The organism is Thermococcus coalescens, from assembly GCF_055392585.1.
The window spans coordinates 347861-373205 of sequence record NZ_AP043764.1 but is presented as its reverse complement, the minus strand read 5'-3'; the positions used below and the strand labels follow the sequence as shown (position 1 = coordinate 373205).

Here is a 25345-nt window from a genome sequence, read left to right as displayed (position 1 = left end):
GAGTTGTAAAAGATTTACATAACCATCAGAGTGTATCCTAGTCATAAACAAAGATTTCAACTTTAGGAAATCATGCTCGGTTTTCATATGGGAGGACACAGACAAAAGGACTGGATTACTCTTCCATATTTATTCCAGTCCACTGTGCCACAGCTTTTTTTATCCCATCTGAAACATGACCATATGCTAAGCTTAGGTATGGTGTGGGAAGAATATAGCCCTCTGCACTAATACTCAATGATACAAGTGACATATAAGGACCAATTGCAATATGTTCTGTTGGATCTCCAAATTCAATTCTAATAGAATATTCATCCCAATGACTGCTTATCCAGGATACCAGTTTTTTATATTGATATTGGTCAGTGCTAACCTTAAATGGTTGGGGGCTTCGGGTACAAAATACATGGTACGTATGGATAAAACTCCAAGTTTGTCACACAACTCGACAGTATTTGGAAAGTCCTGTATGCTGAGATTAGTAGAACAGAAACTTACAACTGTTGGAATGCCATATTCATTTAAACTTTTTATGGCTTTGTTGAAGGAACTTTTGGGTTTAAGTCTTTCCATTATCTCGGGCCTAGATCCATCTAAGGATACCTGAACAATACCAATTCCTGATTCCGCTAATTTTGAAGCAAAGTTGTCTGATATCAATGATCCATTAGTTACCATATTAACGGTAATCCCTTTTTCATTGGCATAATTCAAGATTTTAATTAAGTCTTTACGGAGAGTCGGTTCTCCTCCACAAAGGCACAATACCAATACCTCCAGATCCGCAAGTTCGTCTATAATACTGAACATTTCCTTGGTAGTAAGTTCCTCTCTGTTTATATTCGGCGAACAACCAACATAGCAGTAGGGACAATTATAATTGCATCTGTACGTGACATCGATTGAAACAGAAACAGGACCTTTTAAGTCCTCTGCCCACATATAGTATTTGCGATATAATTCTCGGCTTTATCTCCTCTGTTGTATGGCAATTGTGGAGCATGCATTCTTCGTTCTCGCAAAAGATCTCTTCATGCTTAAAATAGGTATAGAACTGAAGAAGGAGCATTTTCAACACTTTGTCAACCTTTACATCGATTTTCTCATCAAATCCAAATGAATGCATCATATAATATTGGAGAGGCTTTGCTTGAGCATAGAGTATTCCTTTAAGTGAAATTATTGTTGCAGGACCCATAACAATCATTCTAAGATGGTATCTTCCATCTTTTCCAAATGTCGCTATAAGTCTGTTAGTTATCAGAACCGACGGTTCAGAAATATCAACATCCCGGGAGAAATATTTTAACAGTTCCACACCATCATAGACAACCCCGGTTATGAGGCCTCTTTTTTCGTTCTCTACTTCAACCGGAAAAGGTTCATAAAACTCTCTCCTATTCTGGTTCCTAACCCTTATGCAGGCCAGAAAATAGGGGTCTTTAAAGTTATAGGGGTGAAACTCGACGGGGAATTTAAAAAACTTCTTGATATCCTCAAAAAATGGAAAGGAGTCCCAGAGAGGATTTTCAATGTAAATCTTCATTGAGATCACTCCAGTTCTTTGAGCTTCTCTAAAGCCACTTCAGCAGCCCTCTTTCCGCTTAAGAGCATTCCTCCAAAGGTTGGTCCCATTCTTGGAAGTCCAAAGACTGTGGAAACCGCCATTCCGGTAACTATAAGCCCAGGGTAAACTTCGCCTGTGTGGTTTATCACAGCATCTTCGCTCTCCTCAACCCACATCGATCCGTGTCCCCTTGTCTTTATAAGCCCTTTCTCTTCAAGTTTCTTTGCAACGAAGGCATCGTGTCCAGTTGCATCTATCACAAGCTTTGACTCGAGGCCTATTGGATCAACACAGGTTATCTGTCTTGGTAATGCCTGAACCGGGGTCCAGTTGACAACAACACCTGCAACTCTTCCATCTCTTATAACCACATCATCAAAGCTTGTCATGTTGAGGAATTCCACTCCCGCATCACACGCTGCCCCAATAAGCTTTGAACAAGCATGAGGGCCATCTGCAACATATAGCCCCTGTGTATATTCCTCATAAGGAACACCAAGTTCTTCTAACACTTCTTGTGCTGGTGCCCTTACTGTTATCTTGTTCATTAAGAATCCTCCGATCCAAAAGCCCCCTCCGAGATAATTGTTTCTTTCTATGACTAATACTTTCTTGCCCGCTTTTGCAAGTTCTTTAGCAGCAGTTAATCCACTTGGGCCTGCACCTACGATTATAACGTCTGATTCAGTGTATTCTTTGAGCATTCCATAGAAAGTGTCAACTATAGCTGAGGTCACGTCCTTTTCGCTAACCTTTGCCAAGATCTTTCCGGCCATGTTATCACCGAGTTTTAAATTTTAATAATTAAGTTTTAAACATTGCCCTTGCAGAGCATCATAACTAATGAGAGTATTCTTTTGCATTTTGAGAAAACTATTCAGGAGAATTTCCAATATTGGTAATAGTAAATACTATAATCCTTTACAGGCTAAATAAATATGGAGGAGATAAAAATGATGCTTGAAAGTACTGAGCTGGTGAGATTTTCAGCTCATATGGGAGAAACTAACTGGGGGTAGCACGACATGATGGGATTCGGATGGTTTGGATGGTTCGGCATGCTCTTCATGCTGATTTTCTGGGTTCTGATAATAGTGGGGATAGTGTGGCTCGTCAAGTGGCTCCTGAACCAGGGATCGGGAAGTCCGAAGGGCTCAACATCAAAGGAAAAGGCCCTTGAGCTCCTCGACGAGGCGTACGCCCGCGGTGAGATAGACGACGAGGAGTACGAGAGGAGAAGGAGGAAGCTCCTAGGGGAGTAATACCCTTTGCTTTGTCTGTCTCCCCGGGTTCTTCTTTTTGTTATTCCCTGAACACTTCTCCCGTTACCAGATCCACCCCAATCTTTCTGACTTTGAGCTTCCAGAGCTTCTCCGGAGCACCGCCCCCCTGCTCCCGGTAACCCACCATCTCTATTATCCCCGCCTTCTGCAGGGCTGAGAGATGGTAGTAGAGCGTTGACCTCGGCATGTGGAAGCCGTTTCTCTGGAGCTCCATGTATATATCGTTCGTGCCCTTGACGCCATCGGCGAGGGTTCGTATGATGCTCCTCCGGGGCTCGGAAAGCAGGGACTTCAGCGTTGCGGTAAAAGGCCTCATGTTTGAAGGGTCGCATCTCATCCATCTCGGCATTCTATCACCGTAGCCACTTATCCCCCAACCTTTATAATTCTACTGTTTTTGGGCAGGTTGTCAATAATATAACAGAAAACTTTATAAATAATTTTGTGATATTCTAAATTGAAGAAACGGAGGAGGTGTCTGTGATGAGGTTCGGAATGCCCAGGTGGATGTACAGGATGAGAAGGTTCGGAGGGTTCATGAGGTGGAGGATGTGGGGCATGGAAATGCCAGGGGAGGCCATGGAAATGGGGCCCGGTGAAGGAATGGGAATGATGGGCTACGGTGCTCCAATGGGTGGCTGCAGAAGGGGCATGTTCCCGGAAGGATACTGGGGCACGGAGCCGGGACAAAGCATGGGCACTAACTACGGGGAAATAAAGTCCAGGGCCAAAGAGGCACTCCAGAACGCCTCGAAGGGCACCCCGTGGCAGAACTTCTGGGGGCCGGCCAGGATACCGATAATCGTCAACGGCCAGATAGCCGGGCAGCTCTGGGAGGACGTTGACCTGAGCGAGGTTGAAATCGGGACCTACGTTCAGGGGATGTGGGGCACCAGGGTGCAGCTCCTGAAGGACGGCCGCGTGGTGGGCTTCCTCAGGCTCGCCTGACGTTTAATTTTATGCCGCTGCACCTTTTTTAGCTTTAAACGGGCGTTCGGGACCCCTTTCTTGACAATGTGTTAGGAACCTGTCCAGACTTCCCCAGCGGTTGCAATATGTCCTAAAACAGAAAATGGAAATGTTAGCGGGCACCTTATGCAAACACCGCCTTGTAGAGCCCTATCAGTATGCCGTCGACCTCACAGTGCAGTCCGAGGGGCCTTACTTCAGCGTTTCTAAAGACCCGCAGGCCCATTTCCTTCATCTCTTCTATCGAGAACCCAAGGTGCGTGTCCTTCAGGGTGTCCTTGAACTCGTCGTGCCCGTGCTTAAGGACGTCTATGATAACGGCCTTGCCTCCGTCTTCGAGGACGTCTCTGATGCTCCTCAGGACCTCTTCCGGGTTGAGGAAGTGGTGGAACGCGAGGGTTGAGACGACCACGTCGAACTTCTCGGGCACGTCGAGCCCGTAGTGGTCGTTGGCTATCCTTATCGAGTCCCCTATCCTTTCGGCAACTCCCCAGATGGGTGTTATGCCCTTTTCCCTTAGCCTCTTCAGCATGCTTGGCGTTATGTCGAGGCCGTAGACCTCCGCCCGGACGCCCATGAGCTTTAGTCTCTTCTTCACGCGCTCCGTGAAGAACCCCGAACCGGCCGCAACGTCGAGTATGCGCACCTCCTTCCTTCCCAGCCTCAGGACTTCCCGTGCTATCTCCTCCACGAGCCGCTCTATGCACTCGTCCCTCAGGTAGTCCCTCACGATGTCGTCCCTTTCTGGGGCCTCGGTCTCAAAGTACTCTATCTGCTCTATGAGCTCGTTTATTGAGTCCCCCTCGAACCCCAGTTTTTCCAGGAAGAGGCGTATCTCCTCGATGCCAGGTATCATGCTCTCACCGCCTCAAATCCTCTCTCAAGGTCTTCGATGAGGTCTTCGACGTCCTCTATTCCCACCGAGACCCTGATGAGGGAGTCCCTTATGCCGACCCTCTCCCTCTCCTCCTTGGGAACCGATGCGTGCGTCATTATTGCCGGCAGCTCTATGAGCGACTCGACACCTCCAAGGCTCTCCGCGAGGGCAAACACTTCAAGGCTCTCCACGAACCTCACCGCCTCCTCAAGCCCGCCTTTGAGCTCGAAGGAGAGCATGCCTCCAAAGCCGCGCATCTGCCTCTTCGCGAGCCCGTGCTGTGGGTGTGAGGGCAGTCCTGGATAGTAAACCCTGTCAACCAGCGGGTGCTCCTCCAGATACCTCGCAATCTTCATGGCGTTCTTCTCGTGCCTCTCCATCCTGACGGCGAGGGTTTTAATGCCCCTCATGACCAGCCAGGAGTCGAAGGGCGAAAGGATCGCTCCAACCGCGTTCTGGTGGAACCTGAGCTTTTCATACAGCCCCTCGTCGTTCACCATGATGGCTCCTCCGACAACATCGGAGTGCCCGCCGAGGTACTTGGTGACGCTGTGGAGCACCACATCAGCGCCGAGGTCAAGGGGGTTCTGGAAGTAGGGGCTCGCGAAGGTGTTGTCCACGACAACGATTAGGCCTTTCTCGTGGGCTATCTCCGAGATTGCCTTTATGTCCGCCAGCTTTAAGAGGGGGTTCGTGGGCGTTTCGAGCCAGACCATCCTTGTGTTGTCCTTTATTGCCTTCCTAACGTTCTCCGGCTCCCTTGCATCAACGTAGGTGAATTCAATCCCGAAGCGCTCCATCACCTGGTTGAAGAGCCTCTTTGTCCCACCGTAGAGGTCGTCAAAGGCTATGACGTGGTCGCCCTTTTTGAGAAGAGCGAGGAGTATCGTGGATTCCGCTGCAAGGCCTGAGGAGAAGGCAAGTCCGTACTTTGCGTTCTCAAGCGCCGCTAACTTTCTCTCAAGGGCCTCCCTTGTTGGGTTGCCGCTCCTTGAGTAGACGTAGCCCTCCTCAACTTCCTTTATGCTCCTCTTCGCGAAGGTTGTTGAGAGGTGGATTGGAGATACGACGTCGCCGTGCTGCATGCCCTCCGGCTCTTCGCCGACGTGAATGGCTTTAGTTGAGAACCTCATCTCAGCACCTCCAGAACCTTCTCGTCGTCGACCTCGAAGCCGTTCTCGATGAGCCACCCGTCGTTGAAGACCTTCGTCAGGTAGTTCCTTCCCGTGTCCGGGAATATGACAACGACCTTCTTGCCTTCAACGCCCCTCTCCTTGAGGTACTTCACCGCCCCGTAGAGGGCGGCACCCGATGAGCCCCCCGCGAGGATTCCCTCCTTCCTCGCGAGGAAGCGGGTCATCGCAAAGGCCTCCTGGTCGTTGACGACCACCATGTCGTCAACGAGGCTCAAATCAACGGTCTCCGGAAGGAGGTCTTCGCCTATCCCCTCAACGAGGTAGGGGTGGGCCTTCTTGAGGGCCTCCTCAAGGCTCATTCCGCCCTTGACGAGGCTGTATATCGAGCCGACGGGGTCAACGCCGATTATCTTCACCCCTTCCTTCCTCTCCTTGAGGTACCGCCCGATGCCCGTTATGGTTCCGCCGGTGCCTATTCCGGCGAAGAGGTAGTCTATCTCTCCCTTAGTCTGCTCCCATATCTCCCTCGCTGTCGTCTCGTAGTGAGCCAGGGGGTTGTATTTGTTGAAGTACTGGTTGGGGATGTATGCGTAGGGGGTCTCCTCCACCTCCTCCTCAAGGATTGCCCTGAGCTCGTCGAGCCTCTCCTCATTGACGAGCCGCTGGACGTACTCGACTATCTCCCCGAGTTCCTCCCTCGTTATCGCCCTTCCCTTCTTCCAGATGAGGTTCCTCACGGCCTCGGCCACCCTGTAGTAGGAGTTCGGGTCGTCCGGGGCCACGGCTGTGGGAGTCCTTATGACGAATGCCCCCATAGCCTTCAGGAGCAGCTCCTTTTCGGCGCTCATCTTGTCCGGCATCGTGAAGACCGTCATGTAGCCCTCGTCCGCCGCAACAAGCGCGAGACCCACGCCGGTGTTGCCCGAGGTGGGCTCGACTATCACGCCGCCTTCGACAATCTTGCCTTCTCTCTTCGCCCCTTCGATCATGTACTTGCCTATCCTGTCCTTTATGCTCCCCCCGGGGTTGAAGAACTCCACCTTGGCGTAGAGCTCGTTTCTGAGGTCGAAGTACCTCTCGATCTTCCTCAGCCTCACGAGGGGTGTGTTGCCTATGGTCTGGACGATGTCGTCATAAGTACCCAATTTTGTGTAATTTTCTATTATCATGCCCATCACCTGGTCATTTATGAATAAAGATGCATATATATACTTTTCGGGACAAGAGCTGTCCTTTTGACGAAAAGCTTGATTATATGGCAGTATTCAACTGAAAGTTCCCAATAAATGGTTTTGGACAGAAATGGGAAATAAAACGGGCGTTTCCTGCGTTCATTACGTTTTTCTCCTGAAAGTCCCGCCCTTCAGGGCGGGGAGGAGATCAGTCCTCAAAGAGCAGCAGTTTTTCAGCCTGTCGGCTGTCCTTCCGGTATATCTTTCCGTCCTCCATGTAGAGTATCCTGTCCGCGAAGCCGAGTATTCTGGGGTCGTGGGTGGCTATCATCACGCACTTCCCCTCTCTCTTTGCCCTCTCGTGGATGAGTTTTATGACCTCCCTCCCGTTCTTGGAGTCCAGGTTTGCCGTGGGTTCGTCGGCTATGATTATGTCGGGGTCTGTTATCAGGGCCCTCGCTATCGCAACGCGCTGTTGCTCGCCCCCTGAAAGCTCGGAGGGCCTGCTGTTAAGTCTGTCCTCCATGCCCAGCTCCACCAGGAGGCGCTCGGCCCTTTCCCTGGCCTCCGCCTTTTTTACGCCCTTGATCAGCAGGGGCACCATGACGTTCTCCACAGCGGTCAGTGCCTCGAGCAGGTTGGAGTGCTGGAAGATGAAGCCCATCCTCTCCAGCCTGAGCCTTGCAAGTGCGTCCTGTGTTAGCTCCGTCAGTTCTATGGCCCTTTGGGGGTCTTCGGGAGGGTACAGTTCTATGCTCCCGGAGGTCGGCCTTAGGAGCCCGCTGAGCATGGTGAGGAGCGTTGTCTTCCCCGAACCGGACGGCCCCATGAGGAGTACCACCTCGCCCCTCTTGAGGATCAGGGACACGTTATCAACGGCCTTTACGGCAGTTCTGCCCGAGCCGTACACCTTTGTGAGGTTCTTTGCCTTCAGGATGGCCTCAGGCATTGAAGACCACCACCGGGTCGACTCTGTTGAGCCTCCTTATCGGGATCAGCGGCGCGGTCAGCCCCATGAGCAGGACTGCCGCGAAGGTTATGCCCACTGTCGTGGGGTTCATCTCAACGAAGAACTCCGGGGCGAACCTTGGCACAAGGGCCGTGGCGAGCAGGGAGAGCCCGATGCCGGCTATAAAGCCCAGCATGGTTATTATGGCCGCCTGCTCAAAGACTATCCTCCTCAAGAAGCTGTTTTGAGCCCCAATTGCCTTCAGTATTGCGTACTCCCTCATCTTCTCCATCGTCATGGTGTAGAGCGTGAGCCCTATGACCGCCGCCCCGATTATGAAGCCTATGAACACCAGCGGGAAGAGTATCGAGTTGAAGCTTTCGTTTATCACGTCCTTGTGGTTCTGGATGAACCGCTCCTTCGTCAGTATCTCGACCGCTACACCCTTCCCAGCCAGCCTTTCGGTGATGTCGCTGATCACATCGTCGGCCGGCCTGTCGCCGGAGAGCTGGACGAGGTAGTAGTTCACGTACTGCGTGGTGCCGAATATCTCCGCCGCGTCCTCGGTCGTCACGAAGATGTAGGGATAGACCACCGCGAACGTCCCCTTTGAAACGCCGACTATCCTCAGCTCCTTGTCCCCAATCTTAAGCGTCTGGCCGAGTTCAAGGCCGTTCCTCTTGAAAAACACCTGGTCAACCACGGCCTCGCCCCTCTGCAGTTTCCCCGTGCCCCTGACAATGTCCCAGGGGCCTCCGACCCCGCTGGCGGGATCAAAGCCGACTATGTAGACGGTTTTTCTGGCGCCGGTGTTTGGGACCTCTATCTGAACGGCCCTCCCTATGAGCTCGTGGACGCCCTTGACGCCGTCCACACTTTTTATTTCGTCGCCCAGACCCCGCGGGAGTAGGGAATACGTGTGCCAGAGGTCGTGGATTCCCTCCTGTCCGACCCACAGATCGGCATCGGTATGTACAATGTAGTTCGTTCCAAGCGTTGTCATGCCGTAGTAGACTCCAAGGAGTATGATGACCAGCGTGACCGAGAGGGCCACCCCGGCCACGCTCATCGCCAGCCTGCCCCTGTCATGGAACAGGTTTTTTCTCGCTATCATTTTCACCACCCGGTTTCCTTGCAATTATCAGTCTCACAATGTCAAAAAACAGGTTCTCCACATTCTCTATTTGGAACCCCGCTTTTTCAATGCTGTCCTGGGTCTCCCGGAGCATGGACGTGCCCAGCATGGCCCTCATAAGCGGCTCCATCATGTAGAGGGGGACGTTGAGAAGCTTTGACCCGCTCTTCATGTGCTCAAGGAATATGGCCTTCCCTCTGGGCTTTAGAACCCTGTAAACCTCCCCCAGGCCCTTAACAGGATCGGGCACGGTGCAGAAGACGAAGGTGCCCACAGCGGTGTCGAATGTGCTGTCTTCAAACTCAAGGTTCTGGACGTCCATGTGCAAAAGCCCGATATTCTTGAGGCCGAGTTCGTTTCTCCTCTTCTCTGCCTTTTCAAGCATCCCCCTGCTGAAGTCTATCCCAATGACCTCTACGCCGGAGGGATAGTGGGGGAAGTTCTTTCCCGTTCCGACGCCTACCTCAAGCACTTTCCCTTCCGCCAGAGAAAGGGCGTTAGCCCGGTACTTTGAAAACGCCCGCCTTTCCATTGGACTTTCAAAGAGGTCGTAGACCTTTGAAAACCTATCATACTTGCTGGCTGTTTTTGGGGTGTTCATCAGTTTAACCTTGTGAAAACATTTGATTGGCCTTATCCTTTCACCTCTGAAAGATTTGGGGGAATCCTTTCACATTGTGTCAATGATAAGCCTATTATTCCTTCGGCCGTAATGTACCGATGGAAGCAAAATAAAGGGGTGATGCGGAATGGAGTGGAAGTCCCTGTTTATCGGGCTCCTCATTGGAGCGCTCATAGCCGTTCCCCTGGGAATGGCTCACAGCGGTGGGTTTGACGCTGCAGAGAGAACCGGCACGCGCTGGGGCTTTGGACCCATGGGCGGCCATGGAATGGGAATGATGGGCTACGGCATGCACGGCATGATGGACGACGAGATGTACGCGCAGATGGAGCAGTACATGGCCAGCGGCAACTTCACCGAGATACACGAGGAGATGGAGAGCCAGATGGAGCCGTACATGGAGCAGTACATGGGCGGTGACTGGGCTGAGATGCACGAGACCTGCGAAAAGTACATGGGGATCGAGGAGAGCGGTGAGTGAGCCCTCTCCGAGTTTTTCATGTTTTTATGGCTCCTGTGGTGAAAGGTATGAGAGATGTGGCAGCGGGGATTGTGGCGGTTCTGGTTGTGTTGCTTCTAGCCCTTGGGTACTTTTCACTGGGAGGTGGGGGTGCCCGGGACACTTTTCACGGAGTCCTCGTTGAAGGACGCCCCTTGAACTCAACCAATGCCCTTGTTTTGGCCGATACCAACTGCATTCCAGATCAAACCGGCACAAAGCTCACCTGCACCGCGATAATAGACGCAAACGGTGAGATTCTGAAGGTCAGATACACCCACCCCATAGAAGTCCCGTGCCTCGCGAGGGGGGACAAAGTTAATATATCAATGAACTCATATTCATCCGTGAAGATCGTGCGCCTTGGGGCGCCATCGATGGAGCATTAGGTGGCTACCATGTCGGTTTCAGACGCAATTCTTATGACTGCCGCGGATATACCGCTGGACTCTCTGGGCCAGGTGACCGAGTTTACCGGGGTAACGTTTTCGGTAATAGCCCTCGGGATTCTCAACGCCCTTCGGCCCTCCATATTCCTCATGATAGTGTTCCTCCTCTCTATGATAGCCCTGACGGACGAGAGGAAGGTTCTCCGGGTTGGTCTGGCGTTCACCGCCGGCGCATTTCTGGGCTATTCGATAATAGCCGTTGCCCTCATGAACCTTCACACCAAGATACCTCTGCTCAGGTACTTTGTGGTCGCCTTTGGAATAACCGTGGGGGTTTACAAGATACTCTCGGCACTGGGCTATGTGAGGATACCCCTCTCCAGCCCGCTGAGGGAAAAGAGCAATCAGGTTCTTGAAAGGGCCACCTCTCCACCGGCGGCTTTTGTTGTTGGGGGAGTGATGGCGTTTCTTTCACTGTCCTGCGTGCTCCCCTCGTACCTTCTGGTGAGCTCCCTGCTTTCCGGCCAGTATCCCCCCGGAATCACCGTGGCGTTGCTCGTGGTTTTCATTGGAATATCCGTGCTGCCATTTGTCCTCGTTACCCTGGGCTTCCACTACGGGAGCAGGTACGCGAGGCTGGGGAGGGCCGTGGACAGGCTCTCCTCGGTAAGCGGTAGGGGGGATTTAGTTATGGGTGTTGTGCTCGTGCTCGTGAGCGTGCTCTACCTTGCCCTCTTCCTTTAACATGAACTTTTCTATGTTCTCCCTCGTCTTCTTGAACTCCCTGAAGCACGTCGGACAGCAGAGGAAGTAGACCCTGTTGTGGTACTTGTAGACTATCGGCTCCCCCACTATCTCCTTGCCGCAGTAGTCGCACTTGAAGGGTATTCTGACCTTCGGGGGGGTTGTTCTTTCAATGCTCTCAAGGACGGGCATTATCTCAATGACCTCGAAGCCCGCCCCCTCTATGACCTTCCTCAGCTCCTCCATGTCCTCAACGGCTATCTTTATGAGGTACTTCCTGCTCGTGAAGCGGTTTATCTCAATTATCTCCTCGAACTCACTCATTTTCTCCGGATTGTCCGTCTTGACTATGAGGGCAACGACGTTGTGAGCCCTGAGCAGCTCCGGGTTCAGCTTTACGGTATATCCCAGAATTACTCCTTCCTTTTCAAGCTTTTCAAGGCGGGATTTCACCGTTGGCCTGCTGACGCCAAGCCTTTCCGCGAGCTCTGAGATGCTCAGGCGCGAATTGTCCATCAGGAGGTAAATGAGCTTCAAATCCAGGTCGTCTATCTTCATTCCCACCACCGGTACAGTTTATTTCTTCCAAACTATAAAAATCCTCCTATCTACCTTTCCACTTTGGCAAAAAATAACTTCATGAATCTCACTAATGGAGCATATAACGGAGGTGAACTCCGGTGGAAGTGAATGTTAAGATTACCGGAATGAGCTGTGCATCGTGCGCCAAAACGATAGAACTGGCGCTTAAAGAGCTCGACGGCGTAAAGGAAGCCAGGGTTAACCTGGCGACCGAAAGCGCCTACGTAAAATTCGACGAATCGAGGGTAAGCATATCCAGCATAATCAGGGCCATCGAAAGCGTCGGCTACGGCGTTGTTAGGGAGAAGAGGGATGCGATTATTAAAATCGGCGGCATGACCTGTGCATCCTGCGTCAGGACGATAGAGATGGCCCTCAAGGAACTCCCGGGCGTTCTGGACGTCAGGGTTAACCTGGCAACAGAGACAGCCAACGTCACCTACGACCCGACCATGGTGGAGATGGACGACATAAAGAAGACCATCGAGGAGTTCGGCTACCAGTTCCTGGGCGTTGAGGGCGAGGAGAGCATAGACATAGAACGAGAGGCCAGGGAGAGGCACCTCAAGGAGATGAAGAGGAAGCTCGTGGTGGCGTGGTTCTTTGGGGGCATCATAACCGTCATGACGTACCGCTGGCTCCTCGGACTGGACTTCGAGATTCCCTACATGCTCTGGATACAGTTCCTGCTGGCGACACCGGTCATAGTCTACTCGGGAAAGGACATCTTCCTCAAGGCCATTCGCTCGGTGAGGCACAGGACGCTCAACATGGACGTCATGTACTCCATGGGTGTCGGCTCGGCGTACATAGCGAGCGTGCTTGCGACCATAGGCGTCCTCCCTGCGGAATACAACTTCTACGAGGCAAGCGTACTGCTGCTGGCTTTCCTGCTCCTTGGCAGGTACCTCGAGCACATGGCGAAGGGCAGGACGAGCGAGGCCATAAAGAAGCTCATGGGTCTTCAGGCGAAGAAGGCGACCGTGATAAGGGACGGCAAAGAGGTCGAAGTTCCCGTCAGCCAGGTCAAGGTCGGCGACATCGTGATAGTAAAGCCCGGCGAAAAGATACCCGTTGACGGCGTCGTTGTCGAGGGAGAGAGCTACGTTGACGAATCCATGATAACCGGCGAGCCAATACCCAACCTGAAGAAGGAGGGCGACGAGGTCATAGGCGGAACGATAAACAGGAACTCGGTGCTGAAGATTAAAGCCGAGAGGGTCGGCGGAGACACCGTCCTGGCGCAGATCATCAGGCTGGTTGAGGAAGCACAGAACACCAGACCTCCCATCCAGAGAATAGCGGACAAAATAGTGACGTACTTTATTCCAGTAGTGCTGACGGTTGCCCTGGCATCCTTCGTGTACTGGGCCTTTATAGCCAAAGAACCGCTCATCTTCGCCTTCACGACACTCATCAGCGTTCTGGTAATAGCCTGCCCGTGTGCCTTCGGACTGGCGACACCCACGGCCCTGACCGTGGGCATGGGCAAGGGGGCCGAGATGGGCATACTCATCAAGAACGGAGAGGTGCTTGAGATAGCGAGGAAGGCAACGGTTGTGCTCTTCGACAAGACCGGAACCCTCACTAAGGGCAAGCCGGAAGTCACGGACGTCATCACGTTCGGCATGGACGAGAAGGAGCTGCTGAGACTCGTCGCCTCAGCCGAGAAGCGCTCCGAGCACCCGCTCGGTGAGGCGATAGTGAGGAAGGCCCAGGAGATGGGCCTTGAGATTGAAGAGCCAGAGGAGTTCGAGGCAATAACCGGCAAGGGTGTTAGAGCGGTCGTCGGAGGAAGGGAAATCCTCGCGGGCAACAGGAAGCTCATGACTGAAAACGGCTACTCTGTAAAGGACGTGGAAAAGGCTCTTCACAGGCTTGAGGACGAGGCAAAGACCGCCATAACCGTCGCCATAGACGGCAGGATAGTGGGGATAATCGGCATAGCCGACACCATAAAGGAGAACGCGAAGGAGGCCATCGAGGAGCTCCACAGAATGGGCAAGAAGGTCGGCATGATCACCGGCGACAACAGGAGAACGGCCAATGCCATAGCGAGGCAGCTGAACATAGACTACATCCTGGCCGAGGTGCTCCCCCAGGACAAGGCCAATGAGGTGAAGAAGCTCCAGGAGAAGGGAGAAGTGGTAATCTTCGTGGGCGACGGAATAAACGACGCTCCAGCCCTGGCGCAGGCGGACATAGGAATAGCGGTAAGCTCCGGAACGGACATAGCGATGGAAAGCGGCGAGATAGTGCTCATGAGGAACGACATAAGGGACGTCGTCAAGGCAATAAAGCTCAGTCAGAAAACTCTATCTAAGATAAAGCAGAACTTCTTCTGGGCGATGATATACAACGTAATCCTCATCCCCATAGCGGCGGGGGCACTCTACCCGCTGTTCGGCATAATCTTCAGGCCGGAGTGGGCGGCTGGGGCGATGGCGATAAGCAGCGTCAGCGTTGTTAGCAACTCGCTCCTGCTGAAGAGGGCCAGAATCTGACCCTTTATTTTTATTTCAGGGAGGTGTGAACGTGATAGTTGAATACGACGGAAACCTTGACCTTGAGTCCGGGAAGAAAGTCCTGTGGTTTTCCATTCCAGGCTGTCCTCCGTGCAGAATAGTTGAGAACTTCATGGAGGAGCTCAGCAGGGAGTTCCCCGAGATAAATGTTGTTCACATCAACGCCGAGAGGTGGAGCGACCTGGTGAACCGCTTTGACGTCCTCAACGTTCCGACGCTGGTCTACCTGAAGGACGGAAATGAGGTTGCCAGGCAGAACTTGATAAGGGGCAAGGCAGAGGTGCTGGTAAAGTTCGAGGAACTGAAGAGGCTCTAACTACTCTCCCGGAATGCCCAGCGGAAAGATGTAGAGCGGTTCACCGGGGACTCCCAGCACCCTTTTTACCTCCTCGTCTCTGAAGGCTCCAACTGCAACGGTGCCCAGATTCAGGGCAGTGGCTTGGAGGTAGATGTTCTGCCCCATGTGGCCGGCGTCAATGTGGACGTAGCGTATCCCCCTCTCGCCGTACCGCCCCGTGGTTCTCTCGTAGTGGGCGACGATGACGATGTTAACCGGGGCGGTGGCAACGCACCGCTGGTTCAGGCAGGCCTCGGCTAGAGCCTTCCTGAAGTGTCCCTCCCTCACAGTTTCCAGCGCGTGGGCCTTCCCGTCGTAGCGGTAGATTCCTGGAGATAGACCGTCAACGTTCTCGGCCACTATGTAAACCTCGAAGGGATAACACGCTCCCGCACTCGGCGAGGTCCTCTTTTTCCACCGGTTGATTCCATAGGCCGCCCATAGAATTTGGGAGATCTGCTGAAGGGTTAGAGGTTCGTCTCTGTAACGTCTTATGCTCCTCCTCTTATCTACAGCCTCCTCCAGGCTCATTTCACCTTCAAGTTTAGGGGCTGGCAGATCGATTTTCATATTCACCACCATGATCTATGACGCTTTTTTCATACATTAGGCTTTTGGTGGCCCTGCGAAACTAAAGAAACCTCCCGGGCCGTTAAAATTGACAGATTTCAAACAAAAACCCATATAAATTTCAAGGTAGAAGTATCCTAAATACGGGACGGTGGGAACATGTCTGCTGGCAAGCCCATCCTCGGGTTGCTCCTTCTTGTGCTCCTCTCGTTCCCAGTGGTCTCCCCCGCAAAGGTCGCCGTGTGGTGGACCGGAGGTTCGATACTCCATCCCAGGCTATCCCCGGACGGGCTTTATTTCACCGAGTACACTGGAAGGGTTGGCCTGAAGATCAACGAAACGCACTTCGTATTCTGGCGCCTGCCGTTTATGGTAAACGGGATGTCCGTGAGCGATAGGGTGTACCTCTCGGCTGACAGGGGGCCGCCGGCCGTTCTCGACCCCCGCGGAGACGTTCTTTACATCTGGAACTACCCTGGGGTATCATTCATCCACGTCTTTGCCGTTCCGGGGGAGGCATACTACGCCGGCAAAATCAACGGGAGCGGTGGGATAGGTCTTCTTGACGGCGACGGTCTCACATTCTACGACCTTTCATCCGCAGGGATTGTGAACGTTTATGACACCTACGCCACTCCGAGGGGAATATACTTTACCGCAGAGCTGAACGAAAGCCCCCACGGCGGCATAGGTCTTCTCCAGCCGGAAAACGGAACCTTCTACCTCTGGAGGTTCCCCTCCAGCTATTCCCGGCTCATACCTGACGGGATCGTCCTTGGCCACGACGGCTTTCTGTACGCCGCCATAATGGAGGGCGACGCCGTTGGACTGGTGAGATTCTCCCCGGAGAACGGTAGCTTTTCCTTCAAGGAGCTCGGCGAGAGGCCCCTTCACGTAAAGGCCTTCGGAAATAGGATCCTCCTCATGGATTCCAGAGGCTTTCTGGCCATGATAGACCCTCCGGGTGTTTTCTGGACGCTCAACTCCACACTGGGGCCCGAAGAGCATGCATTCAACACGGTGTTTCTGGGACCACCAACGCAGGTGCAGAACGTCACCAGGGAGGAGAGGGAGATAAGACCTGAATACGTCGACGTAAACAGGGAATACATCGACGGCATCGTGCTCTACAATGTCGATGAGACCCACGACTTTGGCGGCGGTTACGTCGGCCAGCCCGGGACATTGATCCTCATTGATGAGCTCCGCCCGAAGGTTCATCTCGTCTACGAGAACGGAACCGTCAGGGCGTGGGTAACGCCCGGGGACATATTCACCGCTCCCCTTTTCCTATACGTCAACGAAAAGCTCGTAAGGTGGGGCGGGGAAATAGTCTGGAACGCAACGTTCCTCGCGGGCAGGTACAACCTTACCGCGGTTTACTTCGACGGGGAAGACGTCTACATGAACACGACAACCGTGGTGAGCGACCTGAGACCGGGGCTCCTCTGGAGCAGGTCGCTGAAAGTTGAGGGAGGAACCGTAATCTACGGGATGGCCAGCCATCCAGGGGTGCCCGTAAACGTATCCGGAAGAACGGTATGGACGGACGGGAGGGGCTACTTCTCGTTCTTCGTTGAGAACGCCACGGAGACCGAAACGACCCCTGTGGAAGAGGGAGGAGGGTCCAACCACTGGAGTGTCGTCCTTCTCATATTCGCCGTCCCAATCGGCGTTGCGAGTGCAGTGCTGGTTGGAAGAAAGGATCGGAGGGGCTATGCCCTGCTGGTAATCGCACTGGTTCTCGCGGCGCTGTACTTCACCGTCCCAAAAGTTCCCGGAGAGGTTGAGGAAGAAAAGCCCCTAACGCTATCTCTCGTTGTGGTCATGTCCCCGGGCTTCTACGCCTCAAACGTTACGGTAATAGTGGATGGGGAGAACGCCGGAAGGACGGACTCGAGGGGCATGCTTGAGGTTCCCATCGACTACGGTCTCCACGAGGTTAAACTTCTATCTGGCGGTGCCGAGACGAAGTTTGAGGTGGCGATGGCTGAGAACAGAACCATGACGGTCCCGTTCTTTCCGGGGGTAAACGCGACGCTGAGCAACGGCCCCGGTTACGCGGGCTTCTCTGCCTCGATTGGGAGCGTCACCCTCAGCTCGATGCACTCGGGTGCCTATCCCTCAGGGCCGATGAGAGGCAATATGGAGGGAGGAGAACTCGGCTCTGACCAGTGCGATGTCTGCAAGCTTAAAGCGGCGATGGTCGGTGTCGTCGAAGGCGAGGCATGCAAGCTCTGCTGTCTCCAGAGCAAGAACTTTGGACCGGCGGTTGTTTTCAACTACTACTTCCACCTCGTGTGGGCGGCAATAGAGCGCTTTGGCTGCATAACCCCGTGGCCGCCGATGCCCGAAACGAATTCCGTCGTTGGGGGAGCGGCGATAAACAGCTATGCCGACGACTTGGAGAATAACCTTCCAAAGCCGGGCTGGGGGAGCATACATCCATGCCTGTCTCCCCTGGACGGTCTCGACCCGGCCGATCCCGGTACAATCTGCAGTGCCCTCGAATGCGCCGATATCACGTTTGACTGCAACTGCTACGTCACCTGCTTCCTCGGGCCGTTCAAGATGTGGGACGCCTTCATGAATTGCATCGGCGGCTGAAGACTTTTCTTTTTTGACCGGGAGGCTAATAATTCACGAGAACGATATCCGGACTATGAAACGTCTGAAGATTGCAGTACCTTACACCAGAGAGCTTTCTGCCGGCTTTGAGTAGTTAGGCACCGACGTCGTCAAGCTGGTGGAGATGCTGAACCTCAGCCCGTCAACCGTGAAGGAGCGCCTGAGGAAGGGCCTGAAGAGGCTCCTCGATGAGACCTTCAAATAACCGCACATATGCGGGGTTACCTATAACTACCCCCAACGCCTACCTTTAGCAGGTGAAACCATGCCCGTCATAGAGGTTGAGAACGTTAGGAAGTACTACGGCGATTACAACAAAATCGGCGTTTCATTCGAGTTCCCGGCCGTTTACTCCAAGCTGACTGCCCTTGAAAACCTGGAGTTCTTTGCGAGCTTTTACAGAAGGCACCTCGACCCGGTGGAGGTTCTCAAGATGGTCGGGCTTGAGGAGGAGGCAGACCAGCTCGTATCGGGCTTCTCGAAGGGTATGAAGAAGAAGCTCGACCTCGCGAGGGCCCTGCTTCCTGATCCTGAAATCCTCTTCCTTGACGAGCCCCTCGAAGGCCTCGACCCTGCGAGTGCGAGGAGGATCAAAGACCTGCTCATGGAGATGCGCGAGAACGGGAAGACCCTCTTTCTCACCACCCACAACATGTACGTCGCCGATGAGCTCTGCGACAGGGTTGCCTTCATCGTCGACGGGGCGGTGAGGCTCGTTGATAACCCAAAGGAGCTTAAGGTGAGTATGGGGAAGCGGCTCCTCAAAGTCGAGTACGTTTCAGATGGCGGGGTTAAGACCGCAGAGTTCCCGCTCGAAGGGCTCGGCGAAAACGAGGAGTTCCTCAGGGTCATCAAAAACCATGAGGTGAGGAGGATAAACACCGAGGAGCCGACGCTGGAGGAGATATTCCTCAAGGTGACGGGGAGGCGGCTCGTATGATGGGGAACCTGCTGAAGACAAGCGTAATCGTCGGGTTCAGGAGCTACGTCTACCCGATATACCTGCTCGTTGCGCTGGCCTACGGCTTGATGCTCCTCGCGTTCCCGGAGCAGTATCTGCCCACGATGGTGCCGGTTTTCCTCATCCTCGAGCCGGGGCTGGTTGGCTTCATGTTCGTGGGCACGGAGCTGTTCGCGGAGAAGAAGGACGGCGCCATAGGGGCCCTGGCGGTAACGCCAATCGAGTGGAGGGACTACATCCTGGCCAAGACCCTCCTTTTGGGTGCCCTCTCTGTGATAGCCTCCGTGCTGATAATGGCCATTAGCACGCGCTCCTTTGACGGGCTTATCTATGTGATAGTCGGAACGCTCCTGGTATCGGTAGTCTACACGCTCCTTGGAATAGGGATTTCAGCGAAATACCGCGACCTCGACGATTACTTCCTCCCCATACTGGGGGTCATGGTGGTCTCGCTTCTGCCCTTCGCCCACTACCACGGCTACCTGACGCACCCGCTCTGGAAAGTCCTCTACGCAGTCCCGAGCTACCCGGCGCTCTACTTCTTCAAGGCTCCCTTCGTGGATGTCCCAACCAGGACACTGGCATACGCGGCCCTTGGATTAATCCTCTGGGCGGTTTTGGCCTACTACATCGCTAAAGTCAGGTTCTACAGGTACGCTGTGGAGGGAGTGAGATGAGCTTCGTGAAGAAGTTTGGAGCGATTTACAAGACCGATTTAAAGCTCCTGAGGAGGGACCCGATGCTCGTTTACAGCGTGGCGATGACGCTCGTCCTCCTCCTCATCGTCCGCTACTTCAGGGACCGCGTGGGAGTTTACTACCCCCTCTTGGCCCTCCTTGTGCTGGTGTTTATTCCCATGATATTCGGCATGTTGCCAGGCTTCATGATGGCCGACGAAAAGGAAGAAAAGACGGTTCAGGCCCTTCAGGTGATCCCTATATCGAGCGAGACCTTCCTTGCCTACAGGCTGACTTGGGCTTCCATAGCAACGGCCATTTTAGTGGCCATCTCCCCAAAAATCCTCGACATCGAGATTCCGCGGAAAGGTCTGCTGGCCATAATAGCCTTCTTCCTCTTCGAGGCATGGACGTACGGCCTCATGATAGCTTCGCTCTCCGAGTCAAGGATGCAGGCGTTAACTGTGGGCAAAGTCCTCGGCTGGCTGCTCTTCCTGCCCCCGGCGATAAAGCTCATCGTGGTGTGGCGGAACCTCTCAACAGACTGGAGCGAATTCACGGCTTTCCTCCCCACGTACTGGGCTTACAAGCTCTTTGAGGGGATCCCAAAGGCCGATTATAGCTCTGTCCTCCCGGGGCTGGCAGTTCACGCGGTGTGGCTTTTCGTATTCGTCTGGCTGTTCAAGAGAAGGGTGCTTTGATATGTTAGTGGATGGACGTTAATGTTCGTTAATTTACTCTCCCTTATTTTCACTCCGGTGGTTAGCAAAACTACCGTTGGAATTACTTAACTTTATGAAAAAAAAGCAGAAATGATTACGTATAGTAAAAGGAAAAAGTTATAAGCATTAATGTTCTAATACGGTATGCAGACTTTGATTAGGTGATCAGAATGGTGTCAAAAAGAATCGTCGGAGCATTGTTTGTGGCATTTTTGTTGAGTGGAACAATGGGAGTATACTTGGCAAACGCCCTTCAGCCACCTGCTATTCAGATTACACTGGTTGACGAGAAGGGAAGACCTCTTACAGAAATATCAAAGAACGTTGAGGTTCAGGTTCAGATAGATGCGTTGGTCCCCACCCATGAAGTATACAGGACAATCTTCTTAGGAAGCCTCGAAAAACCCAGCCAGCTGAAGTTCTGGGATTCTGGAAATACGGTCAAAATACCTCTCTCCGATGAAAAACTTCAGTCTGTCCTCGGTGAATGGAAGACTGCCTATCCCAAAGGTATTGGCTCTTCACTGATGATCTCCGTCTGGGTTTTAGATTATGAAAGCAGAAACCTATACAGAGGTTTTGCAGTAGTTAATTATGACACCACAAAGGTCTCGAAGGGCATAAAGAAGACTGTGAAAATCAACATACACAGATTCCCCTCATCCCCCCTTACAGCCAGCATGAAAAACAGTGGTGTAACTCCGATGGGGTCCAACAGACAGTTCTATTACTGGAAGACCGACTGGAGTCTGTCATGGAGACCAGATAATTACATTGAAGTTCCAGTTTTGATTGTGGACAATAAATATTCTAGTTCTGGAGTTATTAACGCATGGGTAGATGTTATCAAAGAGTACTACACCAGATTTGGACTTACCGTAGCTTACGGCTACGAGATTTCAGAGAAGAGCACTCCAAGTTTGGACATATATGGAAACGACTTCTACACAATGGAAGGTAAGTATTACTTCTCGCGTAGTATTCTTCTTGCACCTAACGAGAAGGGATATATCTACATCAAAGCCACACCCTATCATCTGCACCAGAAGGAGTACTACTGCACTGCCAGTATAAACAACTGTGTGCCCACTGGAGAGGAGCGCATTCAGGAGGGTATCAATGACATAAAGACCACCGGAGAGAATGATATCGTAGGAGGAAGCAGGAATGGGCTGCCAGACTCAGAAATTATGAATTGGATATACAGTGGGACCGATATGAAATACGCCACTGCCCTTAGAGTCGGGGACTCAAAAAGTCTTGCCCAACTGATTTCAGATGCTTCCGGGACATGTTCGGCAGATTTCGGGATTGGGATTCCGATAGGTGCTCTTGCAGTGGCATTAAGCGGCGGAGCCGTCCCTCCATGGGCCGCAGGGTTGAGCGCAGGTATATATTATACCTCTTCGAGTTCTCTTAATATATATGGAGGGATTCAAAATTACGGGGAGTGGAATGGCGTTGGTCAGGATGTTTCAGAATACATCTATTTGGGGGCCAGCACATATACCTACCACGTAGGAACCTGCGACACAAAAGTCCCAATTGGAATTTACATTGAAAGCAGTTGAACCCTTTCTTTTAATTTTCTAAAGTTAAAGTGAAAAAGGGAAAGAGGCTCACTCAAGCTTCTTGTGGCAGAACCACCAGTCGTAGCACTCGATCTCGCCCTTGGCCTCCTCGCGGGCCTTGATGTCGTCGACGCTGGCCGCCGGCGGGACTATGGCGCGGTCGCCGATGAGCTCGTTGTTGGGCCACTTGTGCGGAAGTGCAACGCCCTTCTCGGTGCTTATCTTGAGGGCCTTGACGAGCCTGAGTATCTCGTCCCAGTCCCTGCCGACCTCGGCCGGGTAGTAGACGATGGCCCTTATGACGCCCTTGTCATCGACGATGAAGACTGCCCTGGCGGTAACAGTTGCACCGCTGGGTATCATACCGAGGGTCTCAGCGAGGTCACCGCGGTCATCTGCAATAACCGGGAAGGTTATCTCCTCGCCGAGGTTCTCCTTTATCCACTCCATCCACTTGAGGTGGCTGAACACCTGGTCAACGCTCAGCCCGATCGGTTCGACGCCGAGCTCCCTGAACTGGTCGACCCTCTTCTGGAGGGCGTAGAACTCGGTGGTACAGACCGGGGTGAAGTCGGCTGGGTGGCTGAACAGCATGAACCACTTGCCCTTCTCGGCGAAGTAGTCCGGGAGCTTTATCACGCCGTGGGTGGTCTTGACCTCAACCTCGGGGAACTTTTCTCCTATGACGACCATCTTCCATCACCTCTTGCTTTTTCTGTGTCGTCTTCAGTATAAACCAATTAGGTTCGAATATATAAACTTTTTGGTTTGGCTAACATGAAGATATTGACAGATATTCGAAGATTTAAAGGGATGTCCCGAATGGATATCAAAGAATTTCACCAGTTTACTTCCATATTGTAACTAAAATCCAAAACGGGTTTGTCAAAAATCAACGGTATGGGGGGATTTATTGTTCAAATTCTCCTAACATTGACCCAGGTTGAATGATATGCCGAAGCGTTTCCGTATTTTTCGGCGGTTTCATCGGTCGTCAGAAAGTTGGCGTTCCATCCTAGGAGCTTGACCCAGAACGCCTTGTAGAGCAGAACGACTCCGGGCGGAACGTCGTCGCTGAGCCTTGCCCTCGTCCTTATCCTGCCGCGGTCGTTGAAGACCTCAACGGCGTCGCCGTCCTTGATCCCTCTCCTCCCGGCATCGGCCGGGTTGATGTAAAGGTTCGGGTCTATCATGCCGTGGGTGTTGTGGTACTGGCTCGTTATCGTCATCCTGTGGGTCGGGGTGAGGAGCCTGAGGGGGTACCTGCCCTCGAACCGTCTGTACTCTGGGAACGGGCTTAGACCCCTCTCCACGGCCCTCTGGGAGTAGAACTCTATCTTCCCGCTCGGCGTCTCCCACTTCCTGGGTTTCTCCGGGATTTTAACGAAGCCCTTCTCCTTCAGCTCCTTCCAGCTGAGGCCGTTGATTTCGAGAACCTTTTCGATGACCTCCTCGTCGCTCTCGTAGAGGTAGGGGTTCTCTATTCCGAGGGCCTTCGCGAGAAGCCTCGTTACCTCGCTGTTGCTCTTTCCGTAAAGCCTCGCAATGGGCTCGTTAAGCGCAACGTAGCGGTGGTAGTAGGAGTCGGCTATATCAAGCCGCTCAAAGAAGGTGTTCGCCGGCAGGACGACGTCAGAGTAGAGGGCAGTATCCGTTAGAAAGACCTCGTGGGTGACCACGAAGACGTCGTTCTCCCTCAGCGCCTTCCTCAGCCTGTTCTGGTTCGGCAGGCTCGCGAGGGGGTTGGAGTTGTAGATGTAGAGGAACTTCACCTCTCCCCGCTCTATGTACTCGGCCAGCTTCATCTGGGGGACTCTCTTCGCCGGCTTCGTCCTCAGGAATGCACCCTCTGCGTAGGACTTGTCTATCGCCTTCATGTCGTAGATGAAGCCGAAGCGGTGGCCAACCAGGGCGGGCAGGACGGCTATTGCCCTCACCGCCTCCCCGCCGGCAAGGGAGCGCTGGAAGCCGTACCCGATGTGGATTATCCCCTTCTTTTCGGCGAACTCCCTCGCGAAGGCTTCTATCTCACCAGCGCTCAAACCCGTCTCCCGACTCACATAATCAAGCGATAACATTTTTACATAATTTCTGAATTCCTTAAATCCATAAACATTCTCGCGGATGAAGTCCTTATCATAGAGGCCTTCCTCGATTATGGCCTTTGCAACCCCGAGGGCAAAGAGAACGTCTGTGTCCGGCCTTATCTGGAAGAATCTGTCGGAGCGCTTCGCAGTTTCCGTCCTCACCACATCAACCGTCCATATTTCGAGGCCGTTCTTCTTCGCCAGCATGAAGCCGTGGAGGTTCGTCCAGAAGGCGTTTATCCCCCAGTAGACGATGAGTCTCTGGTTTTTAAGCTCCTCTGGATCCATACCAATCGCGGTTCCGTAGACGTCCTTCAGGGCCTCCTGCCCGGCCCTGTCGCATATTCCATAGTCGAGCACGGCGGTGTTGAGGTAGTGGAACAGCCTCAGCGGGAATGCGTAGTTGACGACTCCCCTGTCGCCGGCGTACTGGTAAACAAGAACGCTCTCACTCCCGTACTCTTTTATCGTTTCCTTCAGCTTCTCTGCAACAAGCTTGATGGCATCATCCCAGTCAGCTTCCCTGAACCCGCCACTTCCCCTCTCACCCACCCTAACGAGCGGCTTTTTGAGCCGCTCATCAGAGCGGAACCACTTGGGCAAAAGCGCCCCCTTCGGGCAGAGAAATCCGGCCGTTATGGGATGTTTGGGATTTCCCCTAACTGTGAGCCTTCTGTTTTTGACTTCGGCCACCATCGAGCATGTGTCGTAGCAGTCCCTCATGCAGACGGAGAACGGCATGGGCATCACGGGGAAATCCTTATTCTTTCCGCAGCTTCCCGCTCTACAAGAACCTTTCCGAGGCTCCGGGGAATAATAACGAGGTCTCCGGCCCGGAAGGGACCGTACTCCTTAAGCTCGGGGTCGAGTATCCTTGGCAGGTCGATCTTGATTATGTAGGCTTCTTTGGGCACCCTCTTTTTGGGAACTTCTTTCTCCGCTGCCTCTTCCTTAACTTCAACGGCCTTTTCAGGAACTTCCGGCAGCTCTTCACGCTCTATGAAGGCCCGGAGTATTGTGAAAATCCGCTTTTCCTCCTCGGTCATGCCGTGGGGGACCCCTTCTACGGCGAGGTCAACGATTTTATGGAGCCTGATTTTGATTATCTCGCGCATGAGCTTCTCCGCTATGCTGAGCTGGGCCAGGTAGAGCCTCTCCTCCACATCCTCGCCCCTCTCTCGGGAGCTCTCTGCACTGAGCTTTAGGGCCTTGATGAGGCTGTCGAACTCGCGGTAGAACTCTCCGTCTAGTCTGGTCAGTTCCTGAGAGGAAAGTTCCCCCTCAAGCAGCTCCCTGAGCTTGACGATGTCCACGCTCCCACCAGCCTAGGAAATTGGAGAAAA

Annotated in this window: 28 protein-coding genes; 12 read left to right on the top strand and 16 right to left on the bottom strand. The window is 53.1% G+C overall.

The genetic code is table 11. The features are described 5' to 3' along the window. Positions 1 to 327 precede the first annotated feature (327 nt). From ACZ5M3_RS02140 to ACZ5M3_RS02130, 3 genes are read right to left on the bottom strand one after another with little or no spacing between them, the layout of a single operon-like run. Complete coding sequence (locus ACZ5M3_RS02140) at positions 328 to 942, bottom strand: radical SAM protein (protein WP_464840075.1); 615 nt, start codon at positions 940 to 942, stop codon at positions 328 to 330. Continuing rightward, positions 875 to 1546 (bottom strand): DUF6775 family putative metallopeptidase, encoded by a 672-nt coding sequence (locus ACZ5M3_RS02135; protein WP_464840074.1) that lies wholly within the window; start codon positions 1544 to 1546, stop codon positions 875 to 877. Before ACZ5M3_RS02135 ends, ACZ5M3_RS02140 begins: the two co-directional genes overlap by 68 nt. Before the next feature lie 5 nt (positions 1547 to 1551). Continuing rightward, positions 1552 to 2343, bottom strand: a complete 792-nt coding sequence (locus ACZ5M3_RS02130; protein ID WP_464840073.1) for a sulfide-dependent adenosine diphosphate thiazole synthase — start codon at positions 2341 to 2343, stop codon at positions 1552 to 1554. Between the two features lie 249 nt (positions 2344 to 2592). On the opposite strand from ACZ5M3_RS02130, the gene ACZ5M3_RS02125 reads away from it, so the two are divergent. Continuing rightward, complete coding sequence (locus ACZ5M3_RS02125) at positions 2593 to 2829, top strand: SHOCT domain-containing protein (RefSeq protein WP_464840072.1); 237 nt, start codon at positions 2593 to 2595, stop codon at positions 2827 to 2829. 40 nt (positions 2830 to 2869) lie between these two features. Here the strand turns inward: ACZ5M3_RS02125 and ACZ5M3_RS02120 are convergent, their stop codons facing one another. Next, on the bottom strand, positions 2870 to 3199 hold the full coding sequence (locus ACZ5M3_RS02120) for a transcriptional regulator (RefSeq protein ID WP_464840071.1): 330 nt from the start codon (positions 3197 to 3199) through the stop codon (positions 2870 to 2872). 134 nt (positions 3200 to 3333) lie between these two features. On the opposite strand from ACZ5M3_RS02120, the gene ACZ5M3_RS02115 reads away from it, so the two are divergent. Then, positions 3334 to 3798 carry a hypothetical protein gene (locus tag ACZ5M3_RS02115; protein ID WP_464840070.1) on the top strand — a complete coding sequence of 155 codons (465 nt, stop codon included), beginning with the start codon at positions 3334 to 3336 and terminating at the stop codon, positions 3796 to 3798. A gap of 145 nt (positions 3799 to 3943) precedes the next feature. On the opposite strand, the gene ACZ5M3_RS02110 is transcribed toward ACZ5M3_RS02115, so the two are convergent. The 6 genes from ACZ5M3_RS02110 to ACZ5M3_RS02085 form a co-directional block, all read right to left on the bottom strand. Next, positions 3944 to 4675, bottom strand: coding sequence for a class I SAM-dependent methyltransferase (locus ACZ5M3_RS02110; RefSeq protein ID WP_464840069.1), 732 nt, complete (start codon positions 4673 to 4675; stop codon positions 3944 to 3946). Further along, positions 4672 to 5829 carry a cystathionine gamma-synthase gene (locus ACZ5M3_RS02105; RefSeq protein ID WP_464840068.1) on the bottom strand — a complete coding sequence of 386 codons (1158 nt, stop codon included), beginning with the start codon at positions 5827 to 5829 and terminating at the stop codon, positions 4672 to 4674. The genes ACZ5M3_RS02110 and ACZ5M3_RS02105 overlap by 4 nt, the downstream gene beginning before the upstream one ends. After that, positions 5826 to 7007, bottom strand: a complete 1182-nt coding sequence (locus ACZ5M3_RS02100; RefSeq protein WP_464840067.1) for a PLP-dependent cysteine synthase family protein — start codon at positions 7005 to 7007, stop codon at positions 5826 to 5828. Before ACZ5M3_RS02100 ends, ACZ5M3_RS02105 begins: the two co-directional genes overlap by 4 nt. Before the next feature lie 205 nt (positions 7008 to 7212). Then, positions 7213 to 7953 (bottom strand): ABC transporter ATP-binding protein, encoded by a 741-nt coding sequence (locus ACZ5M3_RS02095; protein ID WP_464840066.1) that lies wholly within the window; start codon positions 7951 to 7953, stop codon positions 7213 to 7215. Further along, positions 7946 to 9067 carry an ABC transporter permease gene (locus ACZ5M3_RS02090; protein WP_464840065.1) on the bottom strand — a complete coding sequence of 374 codons (1122 nt, stop codon included), beginning with the start codon at positions 9065 to 9067 and terminating at the stop codon, positions 7946 to 7948. Before ACZ5M3_RS02090 ends, ACZ5M3_RS02095 begins: the two co-directional genes overlap by 8 nt. Further along, positions 9039 to 9689: a class I SAM-dependent methyltransferase gene (locus tag ACZ5M3_RS02085; RefSeq protein WP_464840064.1), complete on the bottom strand. Its 651-nt coding sequence runs from the start codon at positions 9687 to 9689 to the stop codon at positions 9039 to 9041. The genes ACZ5M3_RS02090 and ACZ5M3_RS02085 overlap by 29 nt, the downstream gene beginning before the upstream one ends. Before the next feature lie 148 nt (positions 9690 to 9837). Between ACZ5M3_RS02085 and ACZ5M3_RS02080 the strand changes: the two genes are divergently transcribed. The 3 genes from ACZ5M3_RS02080 to ACZ5M3_RS02070 are packed head-to-tail and all read left to right on the top strand — an operon-like array spanning position 9838 to position 11342. Next, a complete protein-coding gene (locus ACZ5M3_RS02080; RefSeq protein WP_464840063.1) occupies positions 9838 to 10191 on the top strand; it encodes a hypothetical protein in 354 nt (117 codons plus the stop codon). Positions 10192 to 10238: 47 nt separating this feature from the next. Beyond that, positions 10239 to 10598 (top strand): hypothetical protein, encoded by a 360-nt coding sequence (locus ACZ5M3_RS02075; protein WP_464840062.1) that lies wholly within the window; start codon positions 10239 to 10241, stop codon positions 10596 to 10598. A gap of 9 nt (positions 10599 to 10607) precedes the next feature. Beyond that, complete coding sequence (locus ACZ5M3_RS02070) at positions 10608 to 11342, top strand: cytochrome C biogenesis protein (RefSeq protein ID WP_464840061.1); 735 nt, start codon at positions 10608 to 10610, stop codon at positions 11340 to 11342. Here the strand turns inward: ACZ5M3_RS02070 and ACZ5M3_RS02065 are convergent. Continuing rightward, on the bottom strand, positions 11283 to 11900 hold the full coding sequence (locus ACZ5M3_RS02065) for a TRASH domain-containing protein (RefSeq protein ID WP_464841029.1): 618 nt from the start codon (positions 11898 to 11900) through the stop codon (positions 11283 to 11285). The genes ACZ5M3_RS02070 and ACZ5M3_RS02065 overlap by 60 nt on opposite strands. A gap of 122 nt (positions 11901 to 12022) precedes the next feature. Between ACZ5M3_RS02065 and ACZ5M3_RS02060 the strand changes: the two genes are divergently transcribed. Together ACZ5M3_RS02060 and ACZ5M3_RS02055 are read left to right on the top strand one after the other, a co-directional pair. Beyond that, positions 12023 to 14428, top strand: a complete 2406-nt coding sequence (locus ACZ5M3_RS02060) for a heavy metal translocating P-type ATPase (RefSeq protein ID WP_464840060.1) — start codon at positions 12023 to 12025, stop codon at positions 14426 to 14428. A 31-nt stretch (positions 14429 to 14459) separates the two neighbouring features. Next, positions 14460 to 14765 (top strand): thioredoxin family protein, encoded by a 306-nt coding sequence (locus tag ACZ5M3_RS02055; protein ID WP_464840059.1) that lies wholly within the window; start codon positions 14460 to 14462, stop codon positions 14763 to 14765. Here the strand turns inward: ACZ5M3_RS02055 and ACZ5M3_RS02050 are convergent, their stop codons facing one another. Continuing rightward, entirely contained in the window at positions 14766 to 15356 is a 591-nt protein-coding gene (locus ACZ5M3_RS02050; RefSeq protein ID WP_464840058.1) for a SagB/ThcOx family dehydrogenase, read from the bottom strand. It lies immediately after the preceding gene. A gap of 159 nt (positions 15357 to 15515) precedes the next feature. On the opposite strand from ACZ5M3_RS02050, the gene ACZ5M3_RS02045 reads away from it, so the two are divergent. Continuing rightward, entirely contained in the window at positions 15516 to 17963 is a 2448-nt protein-coding gene (locus ACZ5M3_RS02045) for an NHL repeat-containing protein (protein WP_464840057.1), read from the top strand. Between the two features lie 81 nt (positions 17964 to 18044). On the opposite strand, the gene ACZ5M3_RS02040 is transcribed toward ACZ5M3_RS02045, so the two are convergent. Next, the gene (locus ACZ5M3_RS02040; RefSeq protein ID WP_464840056.1) at positions 18045 to 18197 is read right to left on the bottom strand and encodes a hypothetical protein; all 153 of its coding nucleotides are present in this window, start codon (positions 18195 to 18197) and stop codon (positions 18045 to 18047) included. 52 nt (positions 18198 to 18249) lie between these two features. Here ACZ5M3_RS02040 and ACZ5M3_RS02035 point away from each other — a divergent pair, with 52 nt between their 5' ends. The 4 genes from ACZ5M3_RS02035 (at position 18250) to ACZ5M3_RS02020 (ending at position 21915) form a co-directional block, all read left to right on the top strand. Next, entirely contained in the window at positions 18250 to 18924 is a 675-nt protein-coding gene (locus tag ACZ5M3_RS02035) for an AAA family ATPase (protein WP_464840055.1), read from the top strand. Continuing rightward, positions 18921 to 19622 carry a fluoroquinolone export ABC transporter permease subunit gene (locus tag ACZ5M3_RS02030; RefSeq protein ID WP_464840054.1) on the top strand — a complete coding sequence of 234 codons (702 nt, stop codon included), beginning with the start codon at positions 18921 to 18923 and terminating at the stop codon, positions 19620 to 19622. Before ACZ5M3_RS02035 ends, ACZ5M3_RS02030 begins: the two co-directional genes overlap by 4 nt. Further along, complete coding sequence (locus tag ACZ5M3_RS02025) at positions 19619 to 20323, top strand: ABC transporter permease (protein WP_464840053.1); 705 nt, start codon at positions 19619 to 19621, stop codon at positions 20321 to 20323. Before ACZ5M3_RS02030 ends, ACZ5M3_RS02025 begins: the two co-directional genes overlap by 4 nt. 191 nt (positions 20324 to 20514) lie before the next feature. Then, the gene (locus ACZ5M3_RS02020) at positions 20515 to 21915 is read left to right on the top strand and encodes a hypothetical protein (protein WP_464841028.1); all 1401 of its coding nucleotides are present in this window, start codon (positions 20515 to 20517) and stop codon (positions 21913 to 21915) included. Positions 21916 to 21963: 48 nt separating this feature from the next. Here ACZ5M3_RS02020 and ACZ5M3_RS02015 read toward each other — a convergent pair whose 3' ends face one another. From ACZ5M3_RS02015 to ACZ5M3_RS02005, 3 genes are all read right to left on the bottom strand, one after another. After that, a complete protein-coding gene (locus ACZ5M3_RS02015) occupies positions 21964 to 22608 on the bottom strand; it encodes a peroxiredoxin (RefSeq protein WP_464840052.1) in 645 nt (214 codons plus the stop codon). Positions 22609 to 22832: 224 nt separating this feature from the next. Continuing rightward, positions 22833 to 24743: a molybdopterin-dependent oxidoreductase gene (locus tag ACZ5M3_RS02010; protein ID WP_464841027.1), complete on the bottom strand. Its 1911-nt coding sequence runs from the start codon at positions 24741 to 24743 to the stop codon at positions 22833 to 22835. Between the two features lie 5 nt (positions 24744 to 24748). Continuing rightward, positions 24749 to 25315, bottom strand: coding sequence for a DNA replication complex subunit Gins51 (locus tag ACZ5M3_RS02005; protein WP_464840051.1), 567 nt, complete (start codon positions 25313 to 25315; stop codon positions 24749 to 24751). Positions 25316 to 25345: the final 30 nt, after the last annotated feature.

Coding starts and splice junctions, on each gene's coding strand:
- ACZ5M3_RS02095 (WP_464840066.1), bottom strand. CDS start 7,953: ATGCCTGAGGCCATCCTGAAGGCAAAGAACCTCACAAAGGTGTACGGC.
- ACZ5M3_RS02015 (WP_464840052.1), bottom strand. CDS start 22,608: ATGGTCGTCATAGGAGAAAAGTTCCCCGAGGTTGAGGTCAAGACCACC.
- ACZ5M3_RS02135 (WP_464840074.1), bottom strand. CDS start 1,546: ATGAAGATTTACATTGAAAATCCTCTCTGGGACTCCTTTCCATTTTTT.
- ACZ5M3_RS02020 (WP_464841028.1), top strand. CDS start 20,515: ATGGTGTCAAAAAGAATCGTCGGAGCATTGTTTGTGGCATTTTTGTTG.
- ACZ5M3_RS02050 (WP_464840058.1), bottom strand. CDS start 15,356: ATGAAAATCGATCTGCCAGCCCCTAAACTTGAAGGTGAAATGAGCCTG.
- ACZ5M3_RS02035 (WP_464840055.1), top strand. CDS start 18,250: ATGCCCGTCATAGAGGTTGAGAACGTTAGGAAGTACTACGGCGATTAC.
- ACZ5M3_RS02045 (WP_464840057.1), top strand. CDS start 15,516: ATGTCTGCTGGCAAGCCCATCCTCGGGTTGCTCCTTCTTGTGCTCCTC.
- ACZ5M3_RS02115 (WP_464840070.1), top strand. CDS start 3,334: ATGAGGTTCGGAATGCCCAGGTGGATGTACAGGATGAGAAGGTTCGGA.
- ACZ5M3_RS02120 (WP_464840071.1), bottom strand. CDS start 3,199: ATGCCGAGATGGATGAGATGCGACCCTTCAAACATGAGGCCTTTTACC.
- ACZ5M3_RS02125 (WP_464840072.1), top strand. CDS start 2,593: ATGATGGGATTCGGATGGTTTGGATGGTTCGGCATGCTCTTCATGCTG.
- ACZ5M3_RS02030 (WP_464840054.1), top strand. CDS start 18,921: ATGATGGGGAACCTGCTGAAGACAAGCGTAATCGTCGGGTTCAGGAGC.
- ACZ5M3_RS02075 (WP_464840062.1), top strand. CDS start 10,239: ATGAGAGATGTGGCAGCGGGGATTGTGGCGGTTCTGGTTGTGTTGCTT.
- ACZ5M3_RS02065 (WP_464841029.1), bottom strand. CDS start 11,900: ATGAAGATAGACGACCTGGATTTGAAGCTCATTTACCTCCTGATGGAC.
- ACZ5M3_RS02090 (WP_464840065.1), bottom strand. CDS start 9,067: ATGATAGCGAGAAAAAACCTGTTCCATGACAGGGGCAGGCTGGCGATG.
- ACZ5M3_RS02105 (WP_464840068.1), bottom strand. CDS start 5,829: ATGAGGTTCTCAACTAAAGCCATTCACGTCGGCGAAGAGCCGGAGGGC.
- ACZ5M3_RS02100 (WP_464840067.1), bottom strand. CDS start 7,007: ATGGGCATGATAATAGAAAATTACACAAAATTGGGTACTTATGACGAC.
- ACZ5M3_RS02010 (WP_464841027.1), bottom strand. CDS start 24,743: ATGCCGTTCTCCGTCTGCATGAGGGACTGCTACGACACATGCTCGATG.
- ACZ5M3_RS02070 (WP_464840061.1), top strand. CDS start 10,608: ATGTCGGTTTCAGACGCAATTCTTATGACTGCCGCGGATATACCGCTG.
- ACZ5M3_RS02140 (WP_464840075.1), bottom strand. CDS start 942: ATGTGGGCAGAGGACTTAAAAGGTCCTGTTTCTGTTTCAATCGATGTC.
- ACZ5M3_RS02130 (WP_464840073.1), bottom strand. CDS start 2,343: ATGGCCGGAAAGATCTTGGCAAAGGTTAGCGAAAAGGACGTGACCTCA.
- ACZ5M3_RS02080 (WP_464840063.1), top strand. CDS start 9,838: ATGGAGTGGAAGTCCCTGTTTATCGGGCTCCTCATTGGAGCGCTCATA.
- ACZ5M3_RS02085 (WP_464840064.1), bottom strand. CDS start 9,689: ATGAACACCCCAAAAACAGCCAGCAAGTATGATAGGTTTTCAAAGGTC.
- ACZ5M3_RS02025 (WP_464840053.1), top strand. CDS start 19,619: ATGAGCTTCGTGAAGAAGTTTGGAGCGATTTACAAGACCGATTTAAAG.
- ACZ5M3_RS02110 (WP_464840069.1), bottom strand. CDS start 4,675: ATGATACCTGGCATCGAGGAGATACGCCTCTTCCTGGAAAAACTGGGG.
- ACZ5M3_RS02040 (WP_464840056.1), bottom strand. CDS start 18,197: ATGTGCGGTTATTTGAAGGTCTCATCGAGGAGCCTCTTCAGGCCCTTC.